This window comes from Paenibacillus sp. PL91 (assembly GCF_012935325.2).
GTDB lineage: Bacteria > Bacillota > Bacilli > Paenibacillales > Paenibacillaceae > Pristimantibacillus.
The window spans coordinates 787,103-809,238 of the sequence record NZ_JABBYG020000001.1 but is presented as its reverse complement, the minus strand read 5'-3'; the positions used below and the strand labels follow the sequence as shown (position 1 = coordinate 809,238).

Sequence of the window (22,136 nt, the reverse complement as noted above, 5' to 3'; positions counted from 1 at the left end):
TAAAATGTCATGCCGTTACCCTTTTAAGCCTGTAGTCGCAATTCCTTCGACAAAGTGCTTCTGTGCAAGGAAGAAAATAATGACCGAAGGAAAGATCGACAGCAAGGACATCGCAAGCAATTGTCCCCACTGAATGTCGAATTGATCGATGAACATTCGCAGTGCCAAGCCGACGGTAAACTTATCGACGGAGCTTAAATAAAGCACCTGCGCGAAGAAATCATCCCAGCTCCAAATAAATGTGAAGATCGCAACCGTAACGAGCGCCGGCTTCAGCAAAGGCAATATCACTCGCCAAAAGATACCGTATACGCTTGCTCCGTCTATCGTTGCGGCCTCATCCAGATCCTTCGGAATGCCGCGAATGAATTGCACGAGCAGGAAGATGAAGAATGCCCCTCCCCCAAAAAAATGCGGAAGCACAAGCGGCACATAGCTGTCGACAAACCCGAGCTTATTGAACAAAATGTACTGCGGGACTACCGTTACTTGTCCTGGCAGCATCATGGTAAGAAGCAAAACCGAAAACCAAAAGCCACGCAGCTTGAAGTTTAGCCGGCCGAAGCCGTAAGCGACAATCGCTGCAGTAGCAACGCCGCCAATGACATTGCCAAGCTCCATGAGCAACGTATTGCCGAAGAAGTGGGCAAAGGTATATTCCGATGAGAAATGCCAGCCATCCCAATAATTGCTCCACATCGGCGAAGCAGGCCAGATCGTCGGCAAGCTGAGCTCCTCTGTCTTCTTAAGCGAAGCTCCAGCCCACCAGATAACGGGATACAGCATTAGAAAGGAGAATAGGGTTAAGAACAAATGGCTCGACAGCTTGGAACGCATCGAATTCATTTCGTTTTCCCCCCATCCGACTCGTAAAATACCCAATATTTCGATGCCGCAAAATTAATGATCGTGAGCAGCGCGACAATCGTCAGCAATATCCAAGCAAGCGCGGACGCATAGCCCATCTGATAATGCTTGAACGCTTTTTCATATAGAAACATTGCATACATGTAAGTGGAATTAATCGGGCCGCCTTTTGTAATGATGAACGCAGACGTAAACGTTTGGAAGGAGCCGATAATGCCGAGCACGAGATTAAAGAACATAACCGGCGAGAGCATCGGAAGCGTAATGCTGATAAACTTCCTTACCTTTCCTGCTCCGTCTACGGATGCCGATTCATAAAGCTCCTGCGGCACCTGCTTCAATCCTGCCAGAAAAATAACCATCGTCGAGCCGAATTGCCATGTATTGAGTAAGATCAAAGTGCCGAGCGACGTATCCGGATTGGAAATCCAACCCACTCCCTCGACTCCAAACCAAGCGAGCACTTGGTTGATATAACCGTCAATGCCGAACATATTGCGCCAAAGCGCCGCCACCGCTATGCTTCCCCCGATCAAGGATGGGAAGTAAATAGCCGTCCGATAAATGTTCATGCCACGGATGTTTTTGCTTAGCGCCAAAGCGACCATCAGCGAGAAGAACAGCTTGAGCGGAACCGAGAATAGAACAAACATAAACGTTACGCTGAGCGACTTTGTGAAGGTGGCATCGCTAGTGAAAATTTTGGCGTAGTTGTCCGTACCCGTCCAAACAGGGTCCTCCAGCAAGGAATAGTCGGTAAAAGACAAATAAAACGATTGGGCAATTGGCCAAAGCGTCAGCAGCAAAAAGCCGATCAGCCATGGGGATATAAAAATGTAGCCGGCTAAATTTGTGGCACCCTTTTGCTTTTGCTTTCGCTTCGACTTTGCGGGCTTGCTATTTAATGCTATCGTTGTCGAACTCTCCGCCTTCACTCCAATCATCTCCTCCCCCTTCGTGGATAATGTTCCCTTACTTTAAACGAAAGCGGTTACATCTATGAAGGGGAAGAAATTATGAATTCGTTTGATTTTATATAGTGTGAAAAATTCATAGATTGCCGCAAAAAAGCCTTAAGAAAGTCGCATCGACAATTATTGGAATGTCCCTAACAATAGACTTATGAAGCAAGCCACATCAGCCTTCAACACACTACTTTCGAAAGAGGTGCTCACATGAAATTTGATAACCCGGAAGATATAATTCAGCTTACGCCGCTATGGGAGGGCGAACGCTTCCCTAATGGACGCCCTAAAGTATCCGAGGATGTTCTTCGCCGCATGCGTAAAATTACGTTGGAGGAAGCGTGGGGCCCTCTCTGGAACAGAGGTTATGCTTTTCAATTCGAAGGCGATTTCAAAATCATTCATCCGAATAAAACAATGGTCGGACGCGCAGTAACTGCCGTGATGGTACCCAAGCGGCCGGATTTGCATGAAACTTTGCTGAAGTACGGTCATGAGCAAGAGGAACGCAAAGGCTTCTTCAATCAATGGGTCATTGATGCTTTGGTTGAAGACGATGTCGCAGTCGTCGACATGTTCGATAAGGTGCATCTCGGCACCTACGTTGGCGGGAATTTATCGACTGCGATCTCAACCCGTACGAAGCGCGGCGGCGCGGTCATTTGGGGCGGCATTCGCGATAACCAGCAGGTCGTTGAAATTGATAATATTAACGTATTCTATCGCGGCAGCGATCCTACTGCGATTGCTGACGTAACGATGGTAGGCATGAATGTGCCGACTCGAATTGGCAAAGCGATCTGTATGCCAGGCGACGTCGTGCTCGGCACGCCTGCCGGCGTCATCTTCATTCCGCCTCACCTAGCCGAGCTTACGGTCGTGCAAGCAGAAAAGTCCCAAGTGCGCGACGTGTTTGGATTCGTGCGGCTGCGCGACAGCGTTTATACAACGGCGCAAATTGATGCGGCATGGGATGTTGCCCTTTGGTCAGATTTCTTGAACTGGTTCGAAAATGATGCCGCAGCGGCGGAATATCGCCATCTTACCTGGGAATCGGAGCTCGCGGATGCGCGAAAAAATGAGCGAAACGGCCCTCAAAGCGATGTCAGGCTATAAAAAAACGGACTCTACTGGCAGAAACGCTGCCAATAGAGTCCTTCTTTTTTTCAGATTTGCTATTTTCCTACGGATTCCCGATACTCGCTAGGCGACAAACCAACCTTTTTCTTGAAGATTTGGCTAAAATAACGCGGATCTTGATACCCGACCTTCTCTGCGACCTCATAGTTTTTGAAATGGGTGCTCTTCAGCATATCCTTCGCTTTATCAATACGTATATCCGTCAAATGCTCGATAAACGTTTTTCCCGTATTCGTCTTGAACAACAGACTCAAATAAGTAGGCGTCATATAAACCTTCTGAGCGACGCTTTGCAAGGATGCAAACTGACATTCCTGCTCCATATGATGAATTGTCTTTTTAATAATGCTGCGGTGGCTCTCCTTCTGGTTGTGGGCAAGCACATCCTTCAAGCCGATGAGAAAGTGAATAACGTACTGCTTAATTTCCTCCAGCGTCTCCAGCTTTACGATCGACATCACATCAAATTGCTCATATGCGCTAACATTTTCGGCCTCGGAGAGAACACGCTTTTCTGTTCCTACGAGCAGCCTAACCGTCAAATCGTAAACGCTCTGCGTATCCAGTAGTCCTTTTTGAAGGATCTCGCTATAAAAAAGCTGTACGCAAGACTCAATCTCGGCTGTCGATTCCGCAGCTTTATAGGCATCATACAGCTCCTTCTCCTTATCGGACGGATAGTGCTGCAGCGATTCATATCGCTTAAGCTCGCTGTAATAAATAATTTTGCCCGTCCCGCGGTAAAACTTATATTGCAGCGCGCGCGAGGCTTGCCGATAGGAATGAACGATATCGCACAGATGGCCGCATGGCTTGCCTACTCCGATATTGAACGGCTGCTGGAAATGCTCCGACAACATGGCCTGAATCATCTCAATCGTATCCTTGGACACCCACGAGAAGAGCAGGCCTACCCTGCCCCCCTCATCTACAAATACGATGCTGCTATCCGAAATCTTTTTTTGCATATAATCGCGCATTCGCTCCAAATAAACATTTTTCTCATGCTCATCGTCAAAATATATGGCAGGCTCCAGCAAAGCCAGTGCCGGAAAGGTGTAGTAGGGGTTCAACTGCAAACGTGATAAGCAATCCTTCAAATCGGTTTTCACAGCAGCGGTGTTTGATACTAAATTCCGGAGGAAACGATCCCTCATCCAGGTAAGAACGACATCTTCTTTAAATAATAATCCCTCGCTCAGCATACTCCATTGCCCCTTTTGTAAGGTTAACTTACGAGATGCATGACACTAATTGAGATGAATCATTTTATAAGAGTGCATATGCTCGATAAAGGTCAGTTCCGCTAAATCTGTATCGCCAGTTCGCAGCACATCCACCAGACGGAGATGCCAATCCGCGAGTCCATCCGTTGAATAATGCCGATTGGAGATAGCCATAAACCGCATTACTTTGATTCGCATGCGATTCCATAGCTCCAAGATCATATGATTATCGCAGCGTTTATAAAAAAAGCCATGGAACTCCATATCAAGCTCCAATATGTTCAAAATATCGTTTTGCTCGTGCGCGAGGTGCATACGCCTAATAATGTCTTCCAAGTAGTCATAATCGTTTTCGGTTAACCGCTGCATCGATTGCCGTACCGCAAAACCTTCAATAATTTCCCTCAGCTCGAAAATATCTTTAATTTCCTTCGCTGTTATATCCGAGACAACCGAGCCTTTGTTCGGGATGCCCGTAATAAAGCCTGCTGACTTCAGTCGTTCCAGCGCTTCGCGAACCGGTGCTTGACTGATGTTGAACTTCTTGGCAATTTCAAGCACGAGCAGACGAGCCCCCGGCTGCAGCTCACCTGCCAGTATTTCCTTCTTTAATGCCGTAAAGACTTGTTCGCTTATCGAATGAACGGGTGAAATAGACAGGTTTTCGTACATTGCAATCACGTCTCCGTTTCCCATTATCGATTATCGATAATATGTATCAAAAAAAGAAAGCGTTACCATTTATATTAAAAAAAAAGTTCCGTCATCTGCCTCCTCTACATTTTGGATTATCGATAATTTACTCATAACCACATTATAGAACTTCTTTTTCACGATGACAACCGAATACATTGTCGAATCCTGACAGATTAACGCCCCATACGCTGCAGCATCCTCATCCCACTCCGTATACGCCTCACTCATCGGCTTTCCTCATTGGCAATCCACATAGTCAAACCTCAAAAGCATTCCTCTTACTCTTACTCCTATGTTACATTGCACTTTATACAACAGAAATGCTGCTGCCGTCTAAACGCAGTTGCTACCGTATTAAATTATTTATAGCGTATCTCTAGTCACGCCTACTCCAAACAGCATATAATAGAGTTTGATTTATATCCGATCTAACTACTTGGACAAATGGAGAATATATGATGAATGTGAAGCATCCAACTATAAAAAAACAAGTTTTTGATTTTATTATTCGAAATGGTTTAGTATCCAAGGCCGCCTTAATGGATCGGCTTACGGTAACCAGCACGAGCCTATCCCGGTTGCTGGAGGAGCTGCTGTCTGACGGGCTAATACTAGCATCGGAGCTAGGTCGCTCAACAGGCGGCCGAAAGCCGATTCTATATCGCGTCAACCCCGAACACCGCGCCGTATTTGGTTTGGAAATTTCTCGTTTCTCCTCCTCTATCGGTTTATATGACATGAATTTAAAACCGCTAGCCTTCGAGAGATGGAAAATGGACGAGCGTATGACGCCCGAGAGGCTGCTGGCCAAAATTACGCAGCTCGCTGAACACATGATGAGCGAGTGCCAGATTGAGCGCGAAAAAATAATCGGCATCGGGATCGGCGCTGTTGGTCCGTTAAGCCGCGAGGATGGCATTATGCTGAAGCCGCGCTATTTTCCCGCTGAAGGTTGGAGCAATGTTCCGATCTGCGAGCTCCTCGAGCAGCGGTTGGGGCTGCCTGCCCTGCTCGATAATGGAGCCAATACGGCGATTATTGGTGAGCATTGGGCGCTTCGGAATGAAGAAGTGAAGCATATGCTTTATGTCCATGCTGGTGTAGGCTTGCGGACCTCGATGATGTCAGGCGGCCAGATCGTAAGGGGAGCGGTAGACATGGAAGGCTCCTTCGGTCAAATGATTATCCAGACGGATGGCCCAAGACTCGGCGACGAAGGTAATTATGGAGCGCTTGAAGCGCTCGTATCCATCCCTGCATTAGAGAAAAAAATTCGCTCGCAGCTGAAGCTGGGCAGAGAAAGCTCGCTTAAAGGAATCCCGCCAGAGGATATACAGTTTGATGCGCTGCAGAAAGCCTATTCACAGAAGGATGCATTCGTTACTGAACAGTTTCTGCAAACGGCAACCTACCTGGGCATTGGGATTGCCAATTTGATCAATATTTTGCACCCAGAGGCGGTTATATTGGGCGGTCCGCTCGTCAAAGTGCATAAGTCAATCTATGATACTGTCATACAAGTCGCCCGCAGCAACATCTACTATTCCCCGCAATACGAGCCTAAATTTACGCAAGGGCAGCTGACGGAAGACGCCGTAACGGCCGGCGCAGCCATCATGCTGCTTCAGGAGTGGGAGCTCAACTAGAAAAAAAGAACGATGCATCAGCTTACACTGGCATCGTTCTTTTTTATATATACTGAAGCAGCTCATCCAAACGCTGAATTTCATAGGTCGGTTTTATCAACGTTTCATTCCGCTTACGCTTTGGATTGTACCAGCATGTATCAATGCCGTAGTTGATGCCGCCTTGAATATCCGATGTTAAGGAATCCCCGACAATCAGCACCTTAGATTTATCCGTTATCTGCAATTTATCAAAAGCATAATCAAAGATTCCCGTATGCGGCTTCGAATAACCGGTATCCTCTGAAACGATGATATGCTCGAAGGAATTTGCCAAGCTTGATCTGCCGATCCGACTATGCTGCGTTTGCTTAATGCCATTTGTAATGATCGCTATGCGATGGCCGCTCCCTCGCATCTGATGAATAAGCACATCCGAGCCTTCTATCAGGAAGGAGCCCTCTCCCAAATAATGAACGTACCGTTCGCTAAAGTGAATCGCATCAAGCTCTACTTGAACCTCGGCAAACATTCTCCTAAATCGTTCATGTCGCAAAAAGTCGAGCGTAACCGTCCCCTTCTCAAAATCATTCCAAAGCTGCTGATTAACCGATCGGTACAGCTCAACATGAGACGGCTGCAGCTCAATTTGATGCTCGATAAATACACTTTTCAGCGCATGCGCCTCAGCCAATGAATAATCAAATAACGTATCGTCCGCGTCAAACAAAACAACCTCGTATTTCACTCCAATATCCTCTTGTCAATTTCGCCGACCCAAACCGCCGTTCCGCTAATAAAAATGTCCATTTCACGAGAGCTCAGCTTTTTCGCTTCTACGCTGACTTTACCGTCTCTATTCAGTTCTTGTCCTTGTTCTACAACAAGATTTGCCTCGTTTAGCTCTGGCTTTATATAGGTTAAATAATATGCGCCCATCACGCCGGAAGCGGTACCGGTTATCGGATCTTCTATCGTGCCTGAATAAGGGGACGAAAAATGCCTGGCATGCATATGTGCTTGAGAATCATAGGCGTCCAAGCAAAAAGGATGAATGGATGCTCTAGGATTTTCTTTCAAAATAGCAGGGAATTTATCCGTGCTGGGCACCATTTTTGCAAAAGATGAAAGTTTCTTGACAGGTACTAGCAGAGTCCACGTTCCGGTACTGCCATAAACAATCGGCAACCGCTCGTCCCAATCATCTGCACATAAACCAATCGCTTTAAACAACTGTTCCCTATCTCCGCCAAATGGGATGAACTCCGGTTTGCCCTGCTTCATCTTGATCTGATAAGGCTCTCCCTCGCTGCATGTTATCGGCAATAACCCGATATTCGTCTCTATTATCCATTCTTGTCGATCAGGCAGCAAACCTTGTCGCTTCAACGCGTATATCGATGCAATCGTTGCATGACCGCATAAGGGTATCTCATGGCCAGGCGTAAAATAGTTCAACCGCAAGTCCGCTCGTTCAGACTTTGTTACAAATACGGTTTCATTAAAACCGACCCGCTTCGCAATTTCCTGCATTTCATTCTTACTCAAATGATTGGCTTCGAGAACAACTCCCGCAGGATTGCCTTGATTGGGTATCGTTGCAAACGCATCATAGTGAAACACCTGTATGTCCTTCATATTCTTTACTCCTTATAAAAAATCATCGGTTATGCAATATATTCGGATTATAAATTTCAACAAACCCGCATTGCAAGCAGGAAGCATATAAAAAATGATGATATTGAATGTTCAACAGCTTGCTTAATCCAGCACCAGTCATGGCGATCTCATCGATATCACACTCATCATGCTTACATTTAGAGCATTCAAATTCATTTGCGATTTGGGCTGTAAGGTCAAGCTGGCCTAATGCATTATCGTATTCAACAACCGCATCGTTTGGCTGCTCACTTAAGAAGGGGTCCAAATGCTTAGCTAAAACCTCGTGCTGGCAAACCGGACAAACATCTTGATCCAATATAACCTGACTGCTGCACCAAGGACATTCAATCATGTCATTCTTCCTTTCCCGTTCAGCTGACGTTATCTATTTTTGCTGGCGATTGATTAACCTAATTTTATGTAATTCGTTGCTCCGCTGGCATTTCCTTGTTTTGTCATTCAACTTACCTATAGAAAAAAAGACAAAGCAACCGATTCGGATGCTTTGTCTCCATTCATTAAGAATCTTTAGATCTAGTCGCCATATCGATGATCATTACGATAAGCACGAGTAGTTGAATGAGCAATTCGATACTCATAACAATCCCTCCCTGCTGCAGGTAATGCTCCTTCGACGCGGCTTCTCCTCCCGCAACACCTAGCTTAATGAACGTCTCCCATTATCATGTTTATGGGCGATTTTAAATTTTATGTCGGATATTTTCACAGCGACCGCAGCCAGTACAACCGATAACAAGCATACCGCAGCAAAATGAATGAGACTGTTCGTTATGAAAACCGCTTCTATTCCAGCTGCCTTAGCCGCACCGCGAACGAGCACGATAGCGATAGGATGCAAAATATAAATCCACACCCGCCACTCCCGAAATGCTCTGCCAGATTGGCCTTTCCATAACAAAGCCCATTGGAATAAAAAATAAGTGGCTGGCAGCGCAAAAATGTACATGCTGTCATGACGCGGAAGTTCCAATGACTTCAACATAATGGCCTCGGCAAACATCAATCCTAGTGAAAGAAGAAACAAGCTGGCGTAAATAATCGGCTTTCTTGCTTGAAGCGGATGCTTGGCAGCCCAAGCACCAAGAACTAGATATATGGGCGCATAGAACAGACCGTTGCGCGTGTAGTCAAAAATGAAGAACATCGCGTCATAAAATTGCGTGATTCCATAGACGCCTTCTATTAGGCCATAGTAGCTGTCTCCGAATAGGCCAATCACATATAATAAACTGACAATCGCAAGCAACGCTGTCAAAGACATTTTCCTATACAAAAAATAAGTAATCGTTATGCCTATCATTAAAGCTGGCAAATACCACAAATGATAAAAGGTTCCGTCAAAAACGATATCCTTGAAGAAGCTGTATAAAGTGAAGCTTTCCTTAAAATATCCGGTGTATAGATTAAGCGGTATATATAACAATATGGCTATTACATATAATACTCCGATTTTTTTCATATAACCAAGCCATGCTTTTGAATCGTTTGTATGCACGCCTGTCCATTTGCGGAAGAAAAAAAATCCGGATGTCATAAAAAAGATCGGAACAGCAATTCGTGTTAGAATTCCACTTATGAGGTAATCCGCGTTGGCATTGTATGCATGCATAGGGCCGGTATGGTTAGCAATCACCAGAATAGCGACGATGAATTTCAGAATGTCCAACCCGCCGTAGTTTGATTTAGCCATTGTGTTCGCTGCCATGGAACGCGGTAATAATAAACCCGTCTCTGTTATTGCCTGAGAGGCGGTAAAGATCACATTTGACTATCGGTACTGTCGTCGACGGCCCTACCTCCGCTGGAACATAATAGATCTCAACCTGCAGACTGCCATTTTTGAATCTAAGATGGTCGCCGGAATACGTATAGCCTTTGACAAAATCGATATACTCCTCGAGGCAAAAGCTATACTCCTCAATCAGTCTCGAGTGAGGATAGCCAACATAGCGGAAATGCCAAGGCTCACAGGAGATTTTGGTAATGGACTCCTTCCCTTCCTTATACCTTTGAATAAAGCCATAATCCGCAGCTAGCTGCTTAAAGGTTTGGCAGGCACCGTTACTCGGAAAAGAAGGCGCAATAAAATCGACATCGCGGCTGATTTTGCCTACATCAACAGCAAGCCCCGTTTGATGCTCGCTTTGATCCGGCAGCGCCACGTAGCTAGCTGTATAAACAGGGCCATTTTCGACCAATGATGTTGCATAGATGTGTTCCTGCTCTTCCTTCGTACGATAGGCGCTTACGACTACAACTTCCTCTAACGCCTCGCTTGCAGCCAACAATGCCGACAACTGCTGCAAACCGGTCTTTTCCATGGACATGCCATCATGCAGCTCATTAATGTCTTCATTCGAGCTGATCGGCAGCAGCTTATCTTCCTTAATAGGACGCTTGATCGGATTATCGCCGTTTATTAGCACCAAATGCCCTTCATAGATTTCGGCTTGGCTTACTTGAATGTGATTTATAGGATGGCTCCCTTGCTGCTGGATACGATTAATCGCTTGTCCCATCGTTTTCGCGCCTCCCCTTTGTCGGTATATATTCGAGTTACTCTCGCAGTGAGCGAGGTTGATATTTCTTGCGGAACGCTGCCTATATGGGCAGCCAGCTCGGCAAACGTAATGCTCTCAGCCCCTTGACAGCCTATTAAGGTCACAGCGGAGCCTTCCTTGCACGGACCCGGTAATCGAATCATGAGCTGATCCATACATATTTTTCCGATTACTTTGGCACGTTGTCCATTTACGAGCAGCTCCGTTCCCTGCATGCTTTGCGACCAACCGTCGGCATAGCCGATTGGTACTGTTCCAACCCATTGCTCCTCGTCCGCTTGATAAGAGTTGTCATAGCCTAAGTACTCACCCTTTTTCAGCTTTTTTACCTGCATGAGGGTGCTGTGCAAGCTTAACGCCGGTTCGAGCTTAATAGTTGGAACAAGCTTCTGCGGATAATAGCCGTACATCGCCGCGCCAATTCGCACCATATCCATTGCAAGCTCAGGAAACCGAAGCGCAGCAGCACTTCCCGCACAATGATAGCTGTTAACGGCGAGCCTTGACTCCTTCACCCATTCGATCATGTCTACGAATCGCATATACTGCTGCTTCAGGTACGATGTATCCTCCCTTCCAGCAGTAGCAAAATGCGTATAAACACCTTCAACGATTACATCAGCAGCTCTCAGCCATGGAACCATTTCGTCCCATTGGGGTTTTTCATAGATGCCGAGCCTGCCAAGCCCAGTGTCCAGCTTTACGTGCACGCGCAGCTTCCTCAAGGGAGTGACTGGCTTAAAGCATCTCGCTTCCCTAAACCATGAGGCGCTCGTTACGGTAAGCATGAGATCATGCTCGATGGCAAGCTTCAACTGCCGAGGTTTTATGGGGGTTAAAATAAGAATAGGCAGCGTAATCCCGTGTTCTCTTAGACGGAGCGCTTCATCCAAATAGGCAACGGCTAGCTGCTCTGCGCCAGCCTGCTGAGCCATGAGGGCAGCTTCGATATCGCCATGACCGTAGCCATTTGCTTTGACGACCGCCATCAGCTTCACATTTTTAGGCAGCGTTTGACGAATTTTCAGCATATTATTGCGTATATTGCTCAAACTAACCTCAGACCACGTGTCTCTATTCATGCCAATCACCTCGTATAGTGAATCGTTTGTTTTTCTGCATGGCGAGTAAAAGCATAGTCGATCAGTTTTTCGACTAACTCGGCATAAGAAGTGCCATCCGTCCGCTCCCACATGACCGGATACATACTGAAATTCGTAAAGCCAGGCAGCGCGTTAATTTCGTTCAAAAACAATTGCCCTTTCTCATCCAGGAAAAAATCGACCCGAGCAAGTCCCGAGCATCCGTGCACCTGATAAGCTTGAATGGCGAGCTGCCGAATTTGTACTGTAATTTCTTCGGAAATTTGAGCCGGAATCGACATGGTCAGCCGCTTGTCCAAATATTTCGATTCGAAATCAAAAAAACGATGGTTATGGATGAATTCACCTGGCAAGGATGCAAGCGGCTTCTCATTGCCCATGACAGCAACCTGTATTTCTCTGCCAATGACCTCTTGTTCAATAACGAGCTTGGTATCGTATCGTAATGCCTCCATTATGCCAGCTATCAATTGCTGCTTATCCATGCATCTGCTAATGCCAATGCTGGAGCCTAAGGATGCAGGCTTTACATAGCAAGGAAAACCAAGTTTTTCCGCTACCGAATGCAGCATGTCAGAGTGATTCTCCAGCCATTGATCGTGGCGATATACGAGGTAATCTACTTGATTGATGCCCGCTTGGACTAAAAGCTGCTTCGATACGGCTTTGTCCAAGGTGAGCGCTGATGACAGTACGCCGTTCCCCACATACGGCACATCAAGCAATTCGAGCAGCCCTTGCACCGTGCCGTCTTCTCCGTTTGAGCCATGCAGCAGCGGCAGTACAACTTTTTTGCCGGGCAGAGACAATTGGCTTACTAATACATCCCCGATGGATTGTGCTGCTGATGTGGTTGTTGGCTGAGCGACAAGATCGCTCATGACAATCTGATCTCGGTTCAACCTTTCTGGACTGCACCAGAGTCCTTCACGCGTGATATAGATGGGAAAAACCTCGAATTTGGAATCGTCTATGGATTGAATAACGGTATATGCTGTTTTTAAAGAAACCTCATGCTCGACGGATTTGCCGCCGTATAGGACATAAAGCTTTGTTTTCACAAAAAAACCTCCTAAAATCGACTTGTTATCTCTCAACTAAAGATAACCGTCAATATTTAAGAGGCTAGTAATTAAAGTTTAAATAAAGCTTAAGATTACTTAAATAGTTTATATGTTTCTTATCCAGCGGCTGACCATTGGCCCTGCAAAAAACCCAGGCTTAGTCGCCTGGGTACGTTTTTACCATGGAATATCTTGCAGGTTATTCAATATAGCATCGATTTCTGTTAACTCTTCGGCAGATAACGGTGCGCTCTCAAGCGCCTTCACATTCTCCTCAATCTGGCTAACACGGCTCACGCCGATCAGAGCTGAGGTTACTCCCCCTTCGCGAAGCACCCAATTGAGCGCCATTTGGGACAACGTTTGACCTCGTCTAGCTGCCAACGCCTCGAGGCTGCGGAATTTCTGAACGCGCTCAGCCGTGATCGCCTCAGGCTTCATCGTGCTGGAAGCAGCTTTGGACTCTGCTTCGATTTTATCCGCATATTTGTTGGTCAGCTGTCCGCGGCCGAGCGGGCAATAAGCGATTGAGCCTACGCCATTCTCATTTAACACATCCTGCAATCCATCCTCTACCCAGCGGTTAAGCATCGAGTAGATAGGCTGATGAATGAGGCAAGGCGTTCCGAGCTGCTTCAATATTTTGACTGCTTCTTTCGTCTGCTCCGTACTGTAATTGGATAAACCGACATACAGCGCTTTCCCTTGTCTAACCGCATGATCAAGCGCGCCCATCGTTTCTTCAAGCGGCGTTTCCGGATCTGGACGATGGGAATAAAAAACATCGACGTAATCAAGTCCCATCCGCGTCAAGCTGCGATCTAAGCTGGAGAGCAGATTTTTACGGGAGCCCCATTCGCCGTATGGCCCTTCCCACATGTAATAGCCAGCTTTGGTCGAGATAAGAAGCTCATCGCGGTATGGTGCCAAATCCTTCTTATATACAGCTCCAAATGTTTCTTCTGCAGAGCCTGCAGGCGGTCCGTAGTTATTCGCTAGGTCGAAATGTGTAATCCCTAGATCGAACGCTTTTAAAAGCATCGCACGTGAATTTTCGAGCGGCTGATTGCCTCCAAAGTTTTGCCATAAGCCAAGCGAGATTGCGGGCAGCTTTATGCCGCTTTTGCCTGAGCGATTATACAACATATCGGAATATCTTTTTTGGTCAGCAACGTAAGGCATCTGTTCGTATTCTCCTTTAGCATGATAGAATGGATTATTCAATTGATGTATGCAATAATGAATGCTGTGAAATCTAACTGCTTTCAAAGTATAGCTCAACACTATCAAGTATTGGAATGTCCACAAGCAAGTATTATATGGCATAATGTAATATAACCTTTTATTTAAAATAGGAGTGAAGATTCCATGTGCGAGAGCTATGACCTCATTTATTATTATCATGGCAAGCAGTATTGCGAGCCTGGCTATACGTGGGGCCCTGGAGTTAAAGACCATTATAAAATACTATTTATCCATGAAGGCAAAGGCACTTATCAAATCAACGGCAGCACTTATACGCTCAAAAAAGGCCAAGGCTTCATGGTGTTCCCAAACATCATTTGCCAGATGAAGGCTGATGAGCAAGAGCCTTGGGTATATTCCTGGATCGCCTTTCAAGGCAGCAGCGTCGATCAACTGCTTTCCCAGGTACAGCTAAGCAAGTCGAATCCGCATTTTCACTATGCGCCCGCTGCTTGGTTTGATCCGTGGCTGGATCGGTTTACAGCTGCACAAGAAATTGAGAGAAATAGCGGGTTAATCGTTCACAGTCTCCTCTTCCGTCTCCTATCTGAATGGATCGACATGCTGAACGCTCCCCAGCAAATCGGCTATTTGCCGAAAGCAAAGGAAGTATATGTTCGCAAAGCAGTCGATTATATGAAAATGAACTATTATACGAAAGTAAGCATCTCGGAGTTAGCAAACCTGATCGGCATAGATCGGATTTATTTATCCGCTTTATTCAAAGAATCTCTTCAGCTTTCACCGCAAATGTATTTATTGCATTACCGAATGGATAAAGCCTGCGATTTGATGAACAACCAGCAATTGTCGATTTCAGATATCTCCCACTCGGTTGGCTATACCGATCCTCTGCTATTCTCGAAAATGTTCAAAAAAGTAAAGGGGATTTCACCCTCGCATTACCGAAAAAAAATCGTCTAGAAATAAGAAAAAGCCTGCTCGCCGCAGGCTTTTCGTAAGTATTTAATGTGGTAAATCTTTAATCATCTTAACATGTGGAATGTTCTCTTCCATAAATACGGTGGACGCTATTTCATATCCTTGCTTCTCATAAAACGGCGCAGCCTGCACCTGACCGTGCAGCTTGGCTTTCGCCACACCCTTTTCACGGGCAATGGCCTCTAGCTCCTTCATGATCGCTTTCCCTAAACGATGCTTGCGGTGCGTGGACAGCACACATATCCTCTCGAGCTTCGCCATATCATCCACGATCCGAACTCTGCCGGTCCCGACCGGTTCATTCTCGTAATAAACGAGTACATGATTGGCGATATCATCAAATTCATCCAGCTCGACTTCCTCCGCTACTCCCTGCTCCTTCACGAAGACCGCTTTTCGAATACGGAACGCCTCTTCTAATTGCTCTTCTGTCGTAACACGCTTCGTTTCCATTTCTCTCTTTCCTTCCATGAAGAAATCTTTTGCTCCCTGCGATAAGGCAGTCTATATTGTTTATTATAATGCTATTTATCTAATAAGCAAAAGTAGTCCTTGTTCATTCAAAAAATTTGCCAAACTTATTAATATTTAGGTAGACATAAAAGCTGCTCATCTGTTACATTTATTTACAGAAAGTGTAGTAGAGAGAATCGGATAATGCTTGTACGCATATATTCTGTTGCGCTGTAGCCTATTTTTTTATCTTTAAGTTTAAGCGCTTAAACTTTTGAGGAGGTGATCAGCCGATTATTTGAAAATAGATAATCAAATCTCATGGCCAGTAACAGAATCCGGTAACCTGCCGGACGGGCAATCGCAACAACCACCCTATTTTAGGAGGAATTAATGTACATGGAAACGACAACGCAAGGACCAAAAAAAGGAAAGCTAATACTGATTACTTTTCTTTGTTTTGCAGTTATTCTTTCACTAACATCCGCTTCCCTTCTATCGAAGGCTTCGGCTGGACCTAGCCATGATGCTAACTTCTCCCCTTCCACACTCAGCTTTCTTAAAGCCAACACAGGTCTTGACGGCGAGCAGTGGGACAATATCATGAAACTGATAAATAAATCGGAACAAGACTCTCTCAATTGGACTAAGCATTATGGCTATTGTGAGAATATCAACGATAACCGTGGTTACACGATTGGTATTTTCGGAGCTACAACAGGCGGTTCAAATGACACATACCCTGACGGCCCGGCACTCTTCAAGGAATTTGATGCGGTTAGCGGAGCAAGCAACCCTTCAATAACTGGGGGCTTAGCCCGGATTGGAGCAAAAGGAACAATGAATGGCCGGATTTTGACGATTACGGAAAGCTCATCTTCCTTCTGCAAAAAAATTAATGGACTGCAAAACAACTCAAAATGGAGAGACGCTATATGGCGCACTTTCTACAATGTGTACATCAAATACAGTGTGCAGCAGGCACATCAGCGCGGTTTTAAGTCCGCTTTGACAATCGGATCTTTTGTTGACGCTGCTCTGAATCACGGCGCTACAGGTGGCTCGAACACGCTGCAAGGCCTACTTTCACGTTCAGGCACTAGCAAAGATGAAAAAACGTTCATGAATAACTTCCATGCAAAACGTTCTTTGATCGTCAACACTAACCACTACAATCAACCGCCAAACGGAACGAATCGCGTCAAGCAATTTAACGATCTATTGAATCAAGGCTACTCTTCACTGAAAAACGCCGATGCTGCAATTGTTAAAGCAACAAGCTGGATTATGCGATAACCAAATAAAGTATAGTCTTCACCTTTAAACATTTCGTAGTTCAAAGCCTGGCGCAGGTAGATCTCGTCAGGTTTTTTGCTTATCACTCCCTCCATTATTGTTTGGTCATTCCCATTTAGCTCAATAATGACCAACAAGAGGAGTTATATGCCACAAGCGGATCATTTTTTTCAGCCTGCAAAGTGCTATGCTATTTAAAGGTTAGATTAATATTTAAAAAGGCGGGATGAATCATGTCATATTTATCCATTAGTACATGGAGTTTGCATCGCATACTAGGGCCACTCCGGTGGACGGTATGGGATGCCGAATCGAGCTCCCATCAAACCCAATTACACGAACAGCCGCAGATATTAACTTTGCTTGAATTACCCGCGGAAGCAGCTTCAAGAGGCTATCAAGCGATCGAGGTTTGTCATTTCCATTTCCCGTCGACAGAACCTGACTATCTGGAACAGCTGCGAAGCTCCTTTAACGCAGCCGGCATTCAATTCGATACGCTCCTTCTTGACTATGGCGATTTAACAACGATCGATAAAGCGAGAAAATTAGCTGATATTTCTTTCATTCGACAATGGATCGACATTGCTTCCCTCTCCGGCGCCAAGCAAATTCGCGTCATTGCCGGCGAAGCATCGCCCACCGATGCTGATGCGATACAAGCATCCGCTTCTGCCTTGGCAGAGTTGGCGCAATATGGCGCCACCAAAGGCGTTCACGTCATCACAGAAAATTTCAAAGCACTCACCTCGACAGCCGACAGCAGCCTCAAGCTGCTTGCACAAGCTGGTCCGCAAGTAGGGTTCATTACTGACTTCGGCAACTATCACGGTGAGGGAAAAATTGAAGAAATCGGAGCGACAGCGCCGCTGAGCTTATCCGTTCATGCCAAGCCAACCTTTGATGCAGCAGGTTTTCCAGATAAAGAGGAGCTTATTTCCTATCTGAATAAGGTTCAAGAAGTAGGCTACGATGGGGCCTATGTCCTCATTTATGATGGGCCTGGTGACATGTGGGAAGGGCTTGATCGCATTAAAGCTATTGTCGAGCCAAATATATTGACTGTGCGCTAGTACCTTGGCATGTCCTTCTTCAATCTTTGTATTACGAATCTTATTTTCGCTGCGCAGTACAACCGTTATTTGGATTTTTCGCTACATAATTTGACTTATCAGCTGGAACACCACGACGATCATGCTCATCTTGGCTTCAAGATTAATGAGCTGCGCTGGACGGACGTTCCCCTCGATGAGCACGAGCGCAAAACATTTCTCGAGCAAGCCTTCAGTTCCTTTTTTACCGATGAGATTAATGCCATTGTTGAAGCGGTTGCCTTAAGCGCAGATGTAAAATCGGCGATGATATGGAATCAGGTTGGCGGCCAAATCCATGCTGTACGGGACTACGTGTTCGAAAATATTAAGGATGATGCGCTTCTAGCAAGCTTCCAACAGGATCTTGACGTTCTCATCAGCCTGCCAGCAGAAGTATTTAACCGGAAACGGAACCCATTCGTTCATAAACCGCGTTATATTGATAATCCATGGTCACCGCCGGACGGAAAGCTGATTCTCCGCTCTTCCTGCTGCATGTATGATTGCCGTATCGATGGTGAGAAATGCTATACTTGCCCGCGTATGCTTCCCGAAGAACGGGAGGAACGACGCAAGCTAGTTCTCGCAGTCGCTCACTAAAATAAAAAGCAGATGGCAGATACATGAAGTATCTGCCATCTGCTTTTTAGTACAGTCCTCTTAGAATAAGGCTGCAACTGTAAAACGTTATGAATGACTGCTGTATCTTACCCGTCGAATCCATCGTCGTACAATTAGTTAACATAATTATAATTACGTTAACTTTTATGGAGATTTAAAGGAATTTTACTAGAAATGTTATTCATCGCATGTCGGAGCTGCTTATTATCGATATGCGTATAAATTTGCGTCGTTTCGATGCTTGCATGTCCAAGCAGCTCCTGCAATGTCCGAATATCCGTCCCGCTGCGTATTTGCATCGTCGCGAACGAGTGGCGAAGCTTATGGCTGGAAAGGCGTTTATCCGCAAGCGCAGGCATCGTTTCCTTAAGCTGCTTAATCGTATCGTCTGCTACAGTCTGAATCATTCGGATAGAAAGCCTACGGCCGAATTGCGAGACAAAAAACGGCTGCTCTTTGCCCTGCCTCGATTCCTTCCGATCCTCCAGCGCATCATTCAGGGTGCTTTGCAGCGCGTCCGGAAGAGGAATGACTCGCCATTTACGCCCTTTTCCCAAAATATGAATCGATCCGTCCTGCCGATAATCCTGTACATTCATCCGATGCACCTCCCCCACGCGGAGGCCAGCATACGCCATTAAAAGTACGATAGCTACATTTCGTATGTAATATTTGCCCTTAATCGTATGGAGAAGCGCCTCTAGTTCATTTTCCTCCAAATAAACAGGGATGCGATTTTTCTCCTGCTTAGACTTTGCAATAAGCGAAGCCGGATTCCCCTCTAAATGCTCCATCTCATTCATCGCCTTAAAAAAAGAACGGAGTGAAGACAGCTTCCGATTACGCGCCTCATCTCCTGCCCCCTTCTCCCGGCACACGGCCATATATCGCATAATGTCCATTTTTGTAATTTGCTTTGTTTCTGTCGGGTATACAGTCTGGAGAAAATCACTTACATCGCTTATGTAAGCTTGATGCGTCGATCTTGTCATCCCTTTATTTTTCATCCAAATGGAAAAAAGCTCGATTTCGATTCCATAGCTATCCGTTACCTCATGTTGTTTCTTTCGCAAAGCAAATCCCCCATAAAAAACGATTCTATGAACGCTATTTAAGTGATTACTACTCTATTATGATAGCTGAAAAGTCGATATAAATGCAAACTGCGTGAAATATGTATTTCACGCAGTTTTTTACTGTTAAATGAGCGCCCTTTTCCCGTTAAACAATCACCTAATGCCCCTGTTTTGCTCCTGTATCCGTAATGGTCAGCTTAACGCTATAGGTAATTGGAATGCGACTAAATTCATTGTCCCAGTCATCCTTTACTTTTTTCCATTCTTTAGGATGCTGTATTCTTAACCGAGTTCCAAATCCGACGACATCTGTTTTGTATTCCTTTTGGATCTTGTGTAAACCTAATTTTACAAGTCGCCGTACTTCCTTTTCTGCAGTTTGTTCCGCCCTTTTCTGAAATTCATTATCGATCGGTTCATTCGCAACTAACCATTCCTCAATTAGTCGACCTTCGGATTCCATATTAACGTGAAAGCTAATTTCGCCATTCTTAATATGGGATACAATTTTACTCTTCATCGATTTTAATTCATATGTGATCATCTGCTTCGTTTTGGGATCATAGCTCTTTACCGGTCCACCCTTTCCTTTGCCTGTTAACCATGTGACCCCTAATAATTCCTCTTCCGATAATCGGCCTTTGAACTTTTGTGTTTTGCCTTTTATGACTGCTGCTCCCGAGAACTTCACTTCTCCGTCAGACGCTATGACATTTTGCAGCAAGTAACTAGATTTAGAATTCATTTTCCCTTCAAGTCGGCTGAGCGACATCGGAGGCAATATTTTTAAAGTACGATAACGATTATCGACCATGCCGATGAGTCGAAAGGACGGAATAATCGAATTTCCTTTTGCTTCTAAAACACTCCTTGAAGTTCCGCTGCTCATGACAACGAGGCAATTCGGCCGTATATCATTATCCCTTAGCATGAAGCTAAGAAGATTGTTCATGCTGTAACGCCGTGACAATTTATCATTAATTACGATCACCTTCAAATGTTGACCGATGACTGGACGCTCCAAACGAACGGCAAATTCCCTGATCATTTCAAATAGTGAATCGCCAGTTTCGGATATGTTCACGTATGGTTTGACTGTTGCATCGCTTTTGGTATCTCCGCTTTTTGCTTCCGATTGTTTATCAACGATTTGCAGCGTATACGTAATGAAATCTTTTTTTCGATAGTTCGATCCAAGCTTGGACATTTTTTGTTCAATTGGCGTTTCATCGGCAACATCAAGCGCCATCCCGACGGAGATGCTCAGGTCCTCGATTTCATCCTTGCTCCAACAGCCTGTCTGAAGGAGCATCGCAATCAGGCAAAGGCTAGCTAGAAACGACCGTCTAAGACGAATAGGGAAGCTACCCATCAAGATTTGCTCCTCTCCTTCCATTTAGTCAGCAGCAATAGCAATAGCGGAATCGGAATATACAAATAAAAGGCCGATTTGCCAAGCAAATCACCAAAAGAAAATAGGACATTTATATTTTTAGGCAGTGTTGAAATGAGAAACACGATTGGCAGGAGCGCAAAAAGACATTTATTTATTTTGATCTTTAATATTTGCGACAGCCCTAGCCCTGCGGCATAGTAGGTAATGGTAAAAGTTGAATAGATTTGCATGATCCACACGACCAGCAATAACGATTCGAATCTTTCAAATATAAGGCCCGAAAGCTCAAAGCTGCGAACAAGATCCAAAGTCGGCCATGTCCTTGTTACTACACCTTCGATGGACAAGCCGCCTACTACCATGACCACTGTAAGCAAATATACGGCCAACGGGACGGCTGTTCCGTATGCAACAGCCTTTACTGATTTATTAGGATTGCTCATAAAGGCCGTTAAAACCAAAATGATCTCCACGCCAAGGAAAGAAAGTGCTGTTGATTTCACTCCCGCCAAGACCGGCATAATGCCTTCAGCTAATACGGGCCTTAGATTATCTAATTCAAATATTCTTAATGACATTAACATAACCAGCAGATAGATCACGATCGTAATGGGTAAAATCAGCTCGAACAGCCTCGCGATTGGATTAATTCCACTTGTCATCAAATAAAGGCTCACCCACATAAATACCATAACAATAGCCCATGATGGAGTGCCCTCAAGCAAAAATAACATCGTGACTTCAGATAACGCGCGAACCTGATACGCAGCCGTCATAAAAAAATAAATGACGAACAATATTCCGATGAGGCCGCCAATCCATTTTCCAAGAAGCACCTGGTTATATTGAAATATCGTTCGTCCTGCATGCGATTTCGATAATACGGCCATGAGTATGCCTGCCGCAATTGCGATTGCGCCACCAATAAGAACGGATATCCATACATCAGGTGTCCCCACCGCTGCCGCGGATGCCCTGGGCAAGGTAAGAATTCCTGAGCCTAGCATTAAGTTCGTAATAATAACAGCCGTTTGGATGGTCGTTATTCGATCCTTGGAGCTAATTTTCATAGGAAGCCCTCTT

General features: G+C 45.3%; 23 protein-coding genes. 6 read left to right on the top strand and 17 right to left on the bottom strand.

Features of this window, described 5'->3' with window-relative positions:
• Nucleotides 1-15: 15 nt before the first annotated feature.
• The gene (locus HI950_RS03865; protein ID WP_169081506.1) at nt 16-846 is read right to left on the bottom strand and encodes a carbohydrate ABC transporter permease; all 831 of its coding nucleotides are present in this window, start codon (nt 844-846) and stop codon (nt 16-18) included.
• Nucleotides 843-1,811, bottom strand: a complete 969-nt coding sequence (locus HI950_RS03860; protein ID WP_169081507.1) for a carbohydrate ABC transporter permease — start codon at nt 1,809-1,811, stop codon at nt 843-845. Before HI950_RS03860 ends, HI950_RS03865 begins: the two co-directional genes overlap by 4 nt.
• A 231-nt stretch (nt 1,812-2,042) precedes the next feature.
• Between HI950_RS03860 and HI950_RS03855 the strand changes: the two genes are divergently transcribed.
• Nucleotides 2,043-2,948: an RraA family protein gene (locus HI950_RS03855; RefSeq protein ID WP_169081508.1), complete on the top strand. Its 906-nt coding sequence runs from the start codon at nt 2,043-2,045 to the stop codon at nt 2,946-2,948.
• 59 nt (nt 2,949-3,007) lie between these two features.
• On the opposite strand, the gene HI950_RS03850 is transcribed toward HI950_RS03855, so the two are convergent.
• From HI950_RS03850 to HI950_RS03840, 3 genes are all read right to left on the bottom strand, one after another.
• Complete coding sequence (locus HI950_RS03850; protein ID WP_169081509.1) at nt 3,008-4,177, bottom strand: helix-turn-helix domain-containing protein; 1,170 nt, start codon at nt 4,175-4,177, stop codon at nt 3,008-3,010.
• Between the two features lie 45 nt (nt 4,178-4,222).
• The gene (locus tag HI950_RS03845) at nt 4,223-4,870 is read right to left on the bottom strand and encodes a GntR family transcriptional regulator (RefSeq protein ID WP_169081510.1); all 648 of its coding nucleotides are present in this window, start codon (nt 4,868-4,870) and stop codon (nt 4,223-4,225) included.
• Nucleotides 4,871-4,939: 69 nt separating this feature from the next.
• Nucleotides 4,940-5,122 carry a hypothetical protein gene (locus tag HI950_RS03840; protein ID WP_169081511.1) on the bottom strand — a complete coding sequence of 61 codons (183 nt, stop codon included), beginning with the start codon at nt 5,120-5,122 and terminating at the stop codon, nt 4,940-4,942.
• A gap of 227 nt (nt 5,123-5,349) precedes the next feature.
• Here HI950_RS03840 and HI950_RS03835 point away from each other — a divergent pair, with 227 nt between their 5' ends.
• Entirely contained in the window at nt 5,350-6,540 is a 1,191-nt protein-coding gene (locus HI950_RS03835) for an ROK family protein (RefSeq protein ID WP_169081512.1), read from the top strand.
• 43 nt (nt 6,541-6,583) lie between these two features.
• On the opposite strand, the gene HI950_RS03830 is transcribed toward HI950_RS03835, so the two are convergent.
• The 8 genes from HI950_RS03830 to HI950_RS03795 all read right to left on the bottom strand — a co-directional run bounded on the left by HI950_RS03830 (nt 6,584) and on the right by HI950_RS03795 (nt 14,112).
• Nucleotides 6,584-7,267: a YjjG family noncanonical pyrimidine nucleotidase gene (locus HI950_RS03830; protein WP_169081513.1), complete on the bottom strand. Its 684-nt coding sequence runs from the start codon at nt 7,265-7,267 to the stop codon at nt 6,584-6,586.
• Complete coding sequence (locus HI950_RS03825; RefSeq protein WP_169081514.1) at nt 7,264-8,157, bottom strand: PhzF family phenazine biosynthesis protein; 894 nt, start codon at nt 8,155-8,157, stop codon at nt 7,264-7,266. The genes HI950_RS03830 and HI950_RS03825 overlap by 4 nt, the downstream gene beginning before the upstream one ends.
• 22 nt (nt 8,158-8,179) lie before the next feature.
• Entirely contained in the window at nt 8,180-8,533 is a 354-nt protein-coding gene (locus HI950_RS03820; RefSeq protein ID WP_169081515.1) for a zinc ribbon domain-containing protein, read from the bottom strand.
• 306 nt (nt 8,534-8,839) lie between these two features.
• A complete protein-coding gene (locus HI950_RS03815; RefSeq protein WP_169081516.1) occupies nt 8,840-9,892 on the bottom strand; it encodes an acyltransferase family protein in 1,053 nt (350 codons plus the stop codon).
• Nucleotides 9,885-10,721 carry a D-alanyl-D-alanine carboxypeptidase family protein gene (locus tag HI950_RS03810; protein ID WP_169081517.1) on the bottom strand — a complete coding sequence of 279 codons (837 nt, stop codon included), beginning with the start codon at nt 10,719-10,721 and terminating at the stop codon, nt 9,885-9,887. The genes HI950_RS03815 and HI950_RS03810 overlap by 8 nt, the downstream gene beginning before the upstream one ends.
• Nucleotides 10,673-11,845, bottom strand: coding sequence for an alanine racemase (alr, locus tag HI950_RS03805; protein WP_169081518.1), 1,173 nt, complete (start codon nt 11,843-11,845; stop codon nt 10,673-10,675). The genes HI950_RS03810 and alr overlap by 49 nt, the downstream gene beginning before the upstream one ends.
• A 5-nt stretch (nt 11,846-11,850) precedes the next feature.
• Nucleotides 11,851-12,927: a D-alanine--D-alanine ligase family protein gene (locus HI950_RS03800; protein ID WP_169081519.1), complete on the bottom strand. Its 1,077-nt coding sequence runs from the start codon at nt 12,925-12,927 to the stop codon at nt 11,851-11,853.
• 180 nt (nt 12,928-13,107) lie between these two features.
• Nucleotides 13,108-14,112: an aldo/keto reductase gene (locus HI950_RS03795; protein WP_169081520.1), complete on the bottom strand. Its 1,005-nt coding sequence runs from the start codon at nt 14,110-14,112 to the stop codon at nt 13,108-13,110.
• Between the two features lie 186 nt (nt 14,113-14,298).
• Between HI950_RS03795 and HI950_RS03790 the strand changes: the two genes are divergently transcribed.
• Entirely contained in the window at nt 14,299-15,099 is an 801-nt protein-coding gene (locus tag HI950_RS03790) for an AraC family transcriptional regulator (protein ID WP_169081521.1), read from the top strand.
• Nucleotides 15,100-15,141: 42 nt separating this feature from the next.
• On the opposite strand, the gene HI950_RS03785 is transcribed toward HI950_RS03790, so the two are convergent.
• Nucleotides 15,142-15,570 carry a GNAT family N-acetyltransferase gene (locus HI950_RS03785; RefSeq protein WP_169081522.1) on the bottom strand — a complete coding sequence of 143 codons (429 nt, stop codon included), beginning with the start codon at nt 15,568-15,570 and terminating at the stop codon, nt 15,142-15,144.
• Between the two features lie 399 nt (nt 15,571-15,969).
• On the opposite strand from HI950_RS03785, the gene HI950_RS03780 reads away from it, so the two are divergent.
• From HI950_RS03780 to HI950_RS03770, 3 genes are all read left to right on the top strand, one after another.
• A complete protein-coding gene (locus HI950_RS03780) occupies nt 15,970-16,866 on the top strand; it encodes a chitosanase (protein ID WP_169081523.1) in 897 nt (298 codons plus the stop codon).
• A gap of 233 nt (nt 16,867-17,099) precedes the next feature.
• Nucleotides 17,100-17,939, top strand: a complete 840-nt coding sequence (locus HI950_RS03775; protein ID WP_169081524.1) for a sugar phosphate isomerase/epimerase family protein — start codon at nt 17,100-17,102, stop codon at nt 17,937-17,939.
• 9 nt (nt 17,940-17,948) lie between these two features.
• Nucleotides 17,949-18,560, top strand: coding sequence for a hypothetical protein (locus tag HI950_RS03770; RefSeq protein ID WP_187768020.1), 612 nt, complete (start codon nt 17,949-17,951; stop codon nt 18,558-18,560).
• A 158-nt stretch (nt 18,561-18,718) separates the two neighbouring features.
• Here HI950_RS03770 and HI950_RS03765 read toward each other — a convergent pair whose 3' ends face one another.
• The 3 genes from HI950_RS03765 to HI950_RS03755 all read right to left on the bottom strand — a co-directional run bounded on the left by HI950_RS03765 (nt 18,719) and on the right by HI950_RS03755 (nt 22,123).
• Entirely contained in the window at nt 18,719-19,654 is a 936-nt protein-coding gene (locus HI950_RS03765) for a tyrosine-type recombinase/integrase (protein WP_169081526.1), read from the bottom strand.
• Nucleotides 19,655-19,814: 160 nt separating this feature from the next.
• A complete protein-coding gene (locus tag HI950_RS03760) occupies nt 19,815-21,029 on the bottom strand; it encodes a Ger(x)C family spore germination protein (protein ID WP_169082199.1) in 1,215 nt (404 codons plus the stop codon).
• The gene (locus tag HI950_RS03755; protein ID WP_169081527.1) at nt 21,029-22,123 is read right to left on the bottom strand and encodes a spore germination protein; all 1,095 of its coding nucleotides are present in this window, start codon (nt 22,121-22,123) and stop codon (nt 21,029-21,031) included. The genes HI950_RS03760 and HI950_RS03755 overlap by 1 nt, the downstream gene beginning before the upstream one ends.
• Between the last annotated feature and the right edge of the window lie 13 nt (nt 22,124-22,136).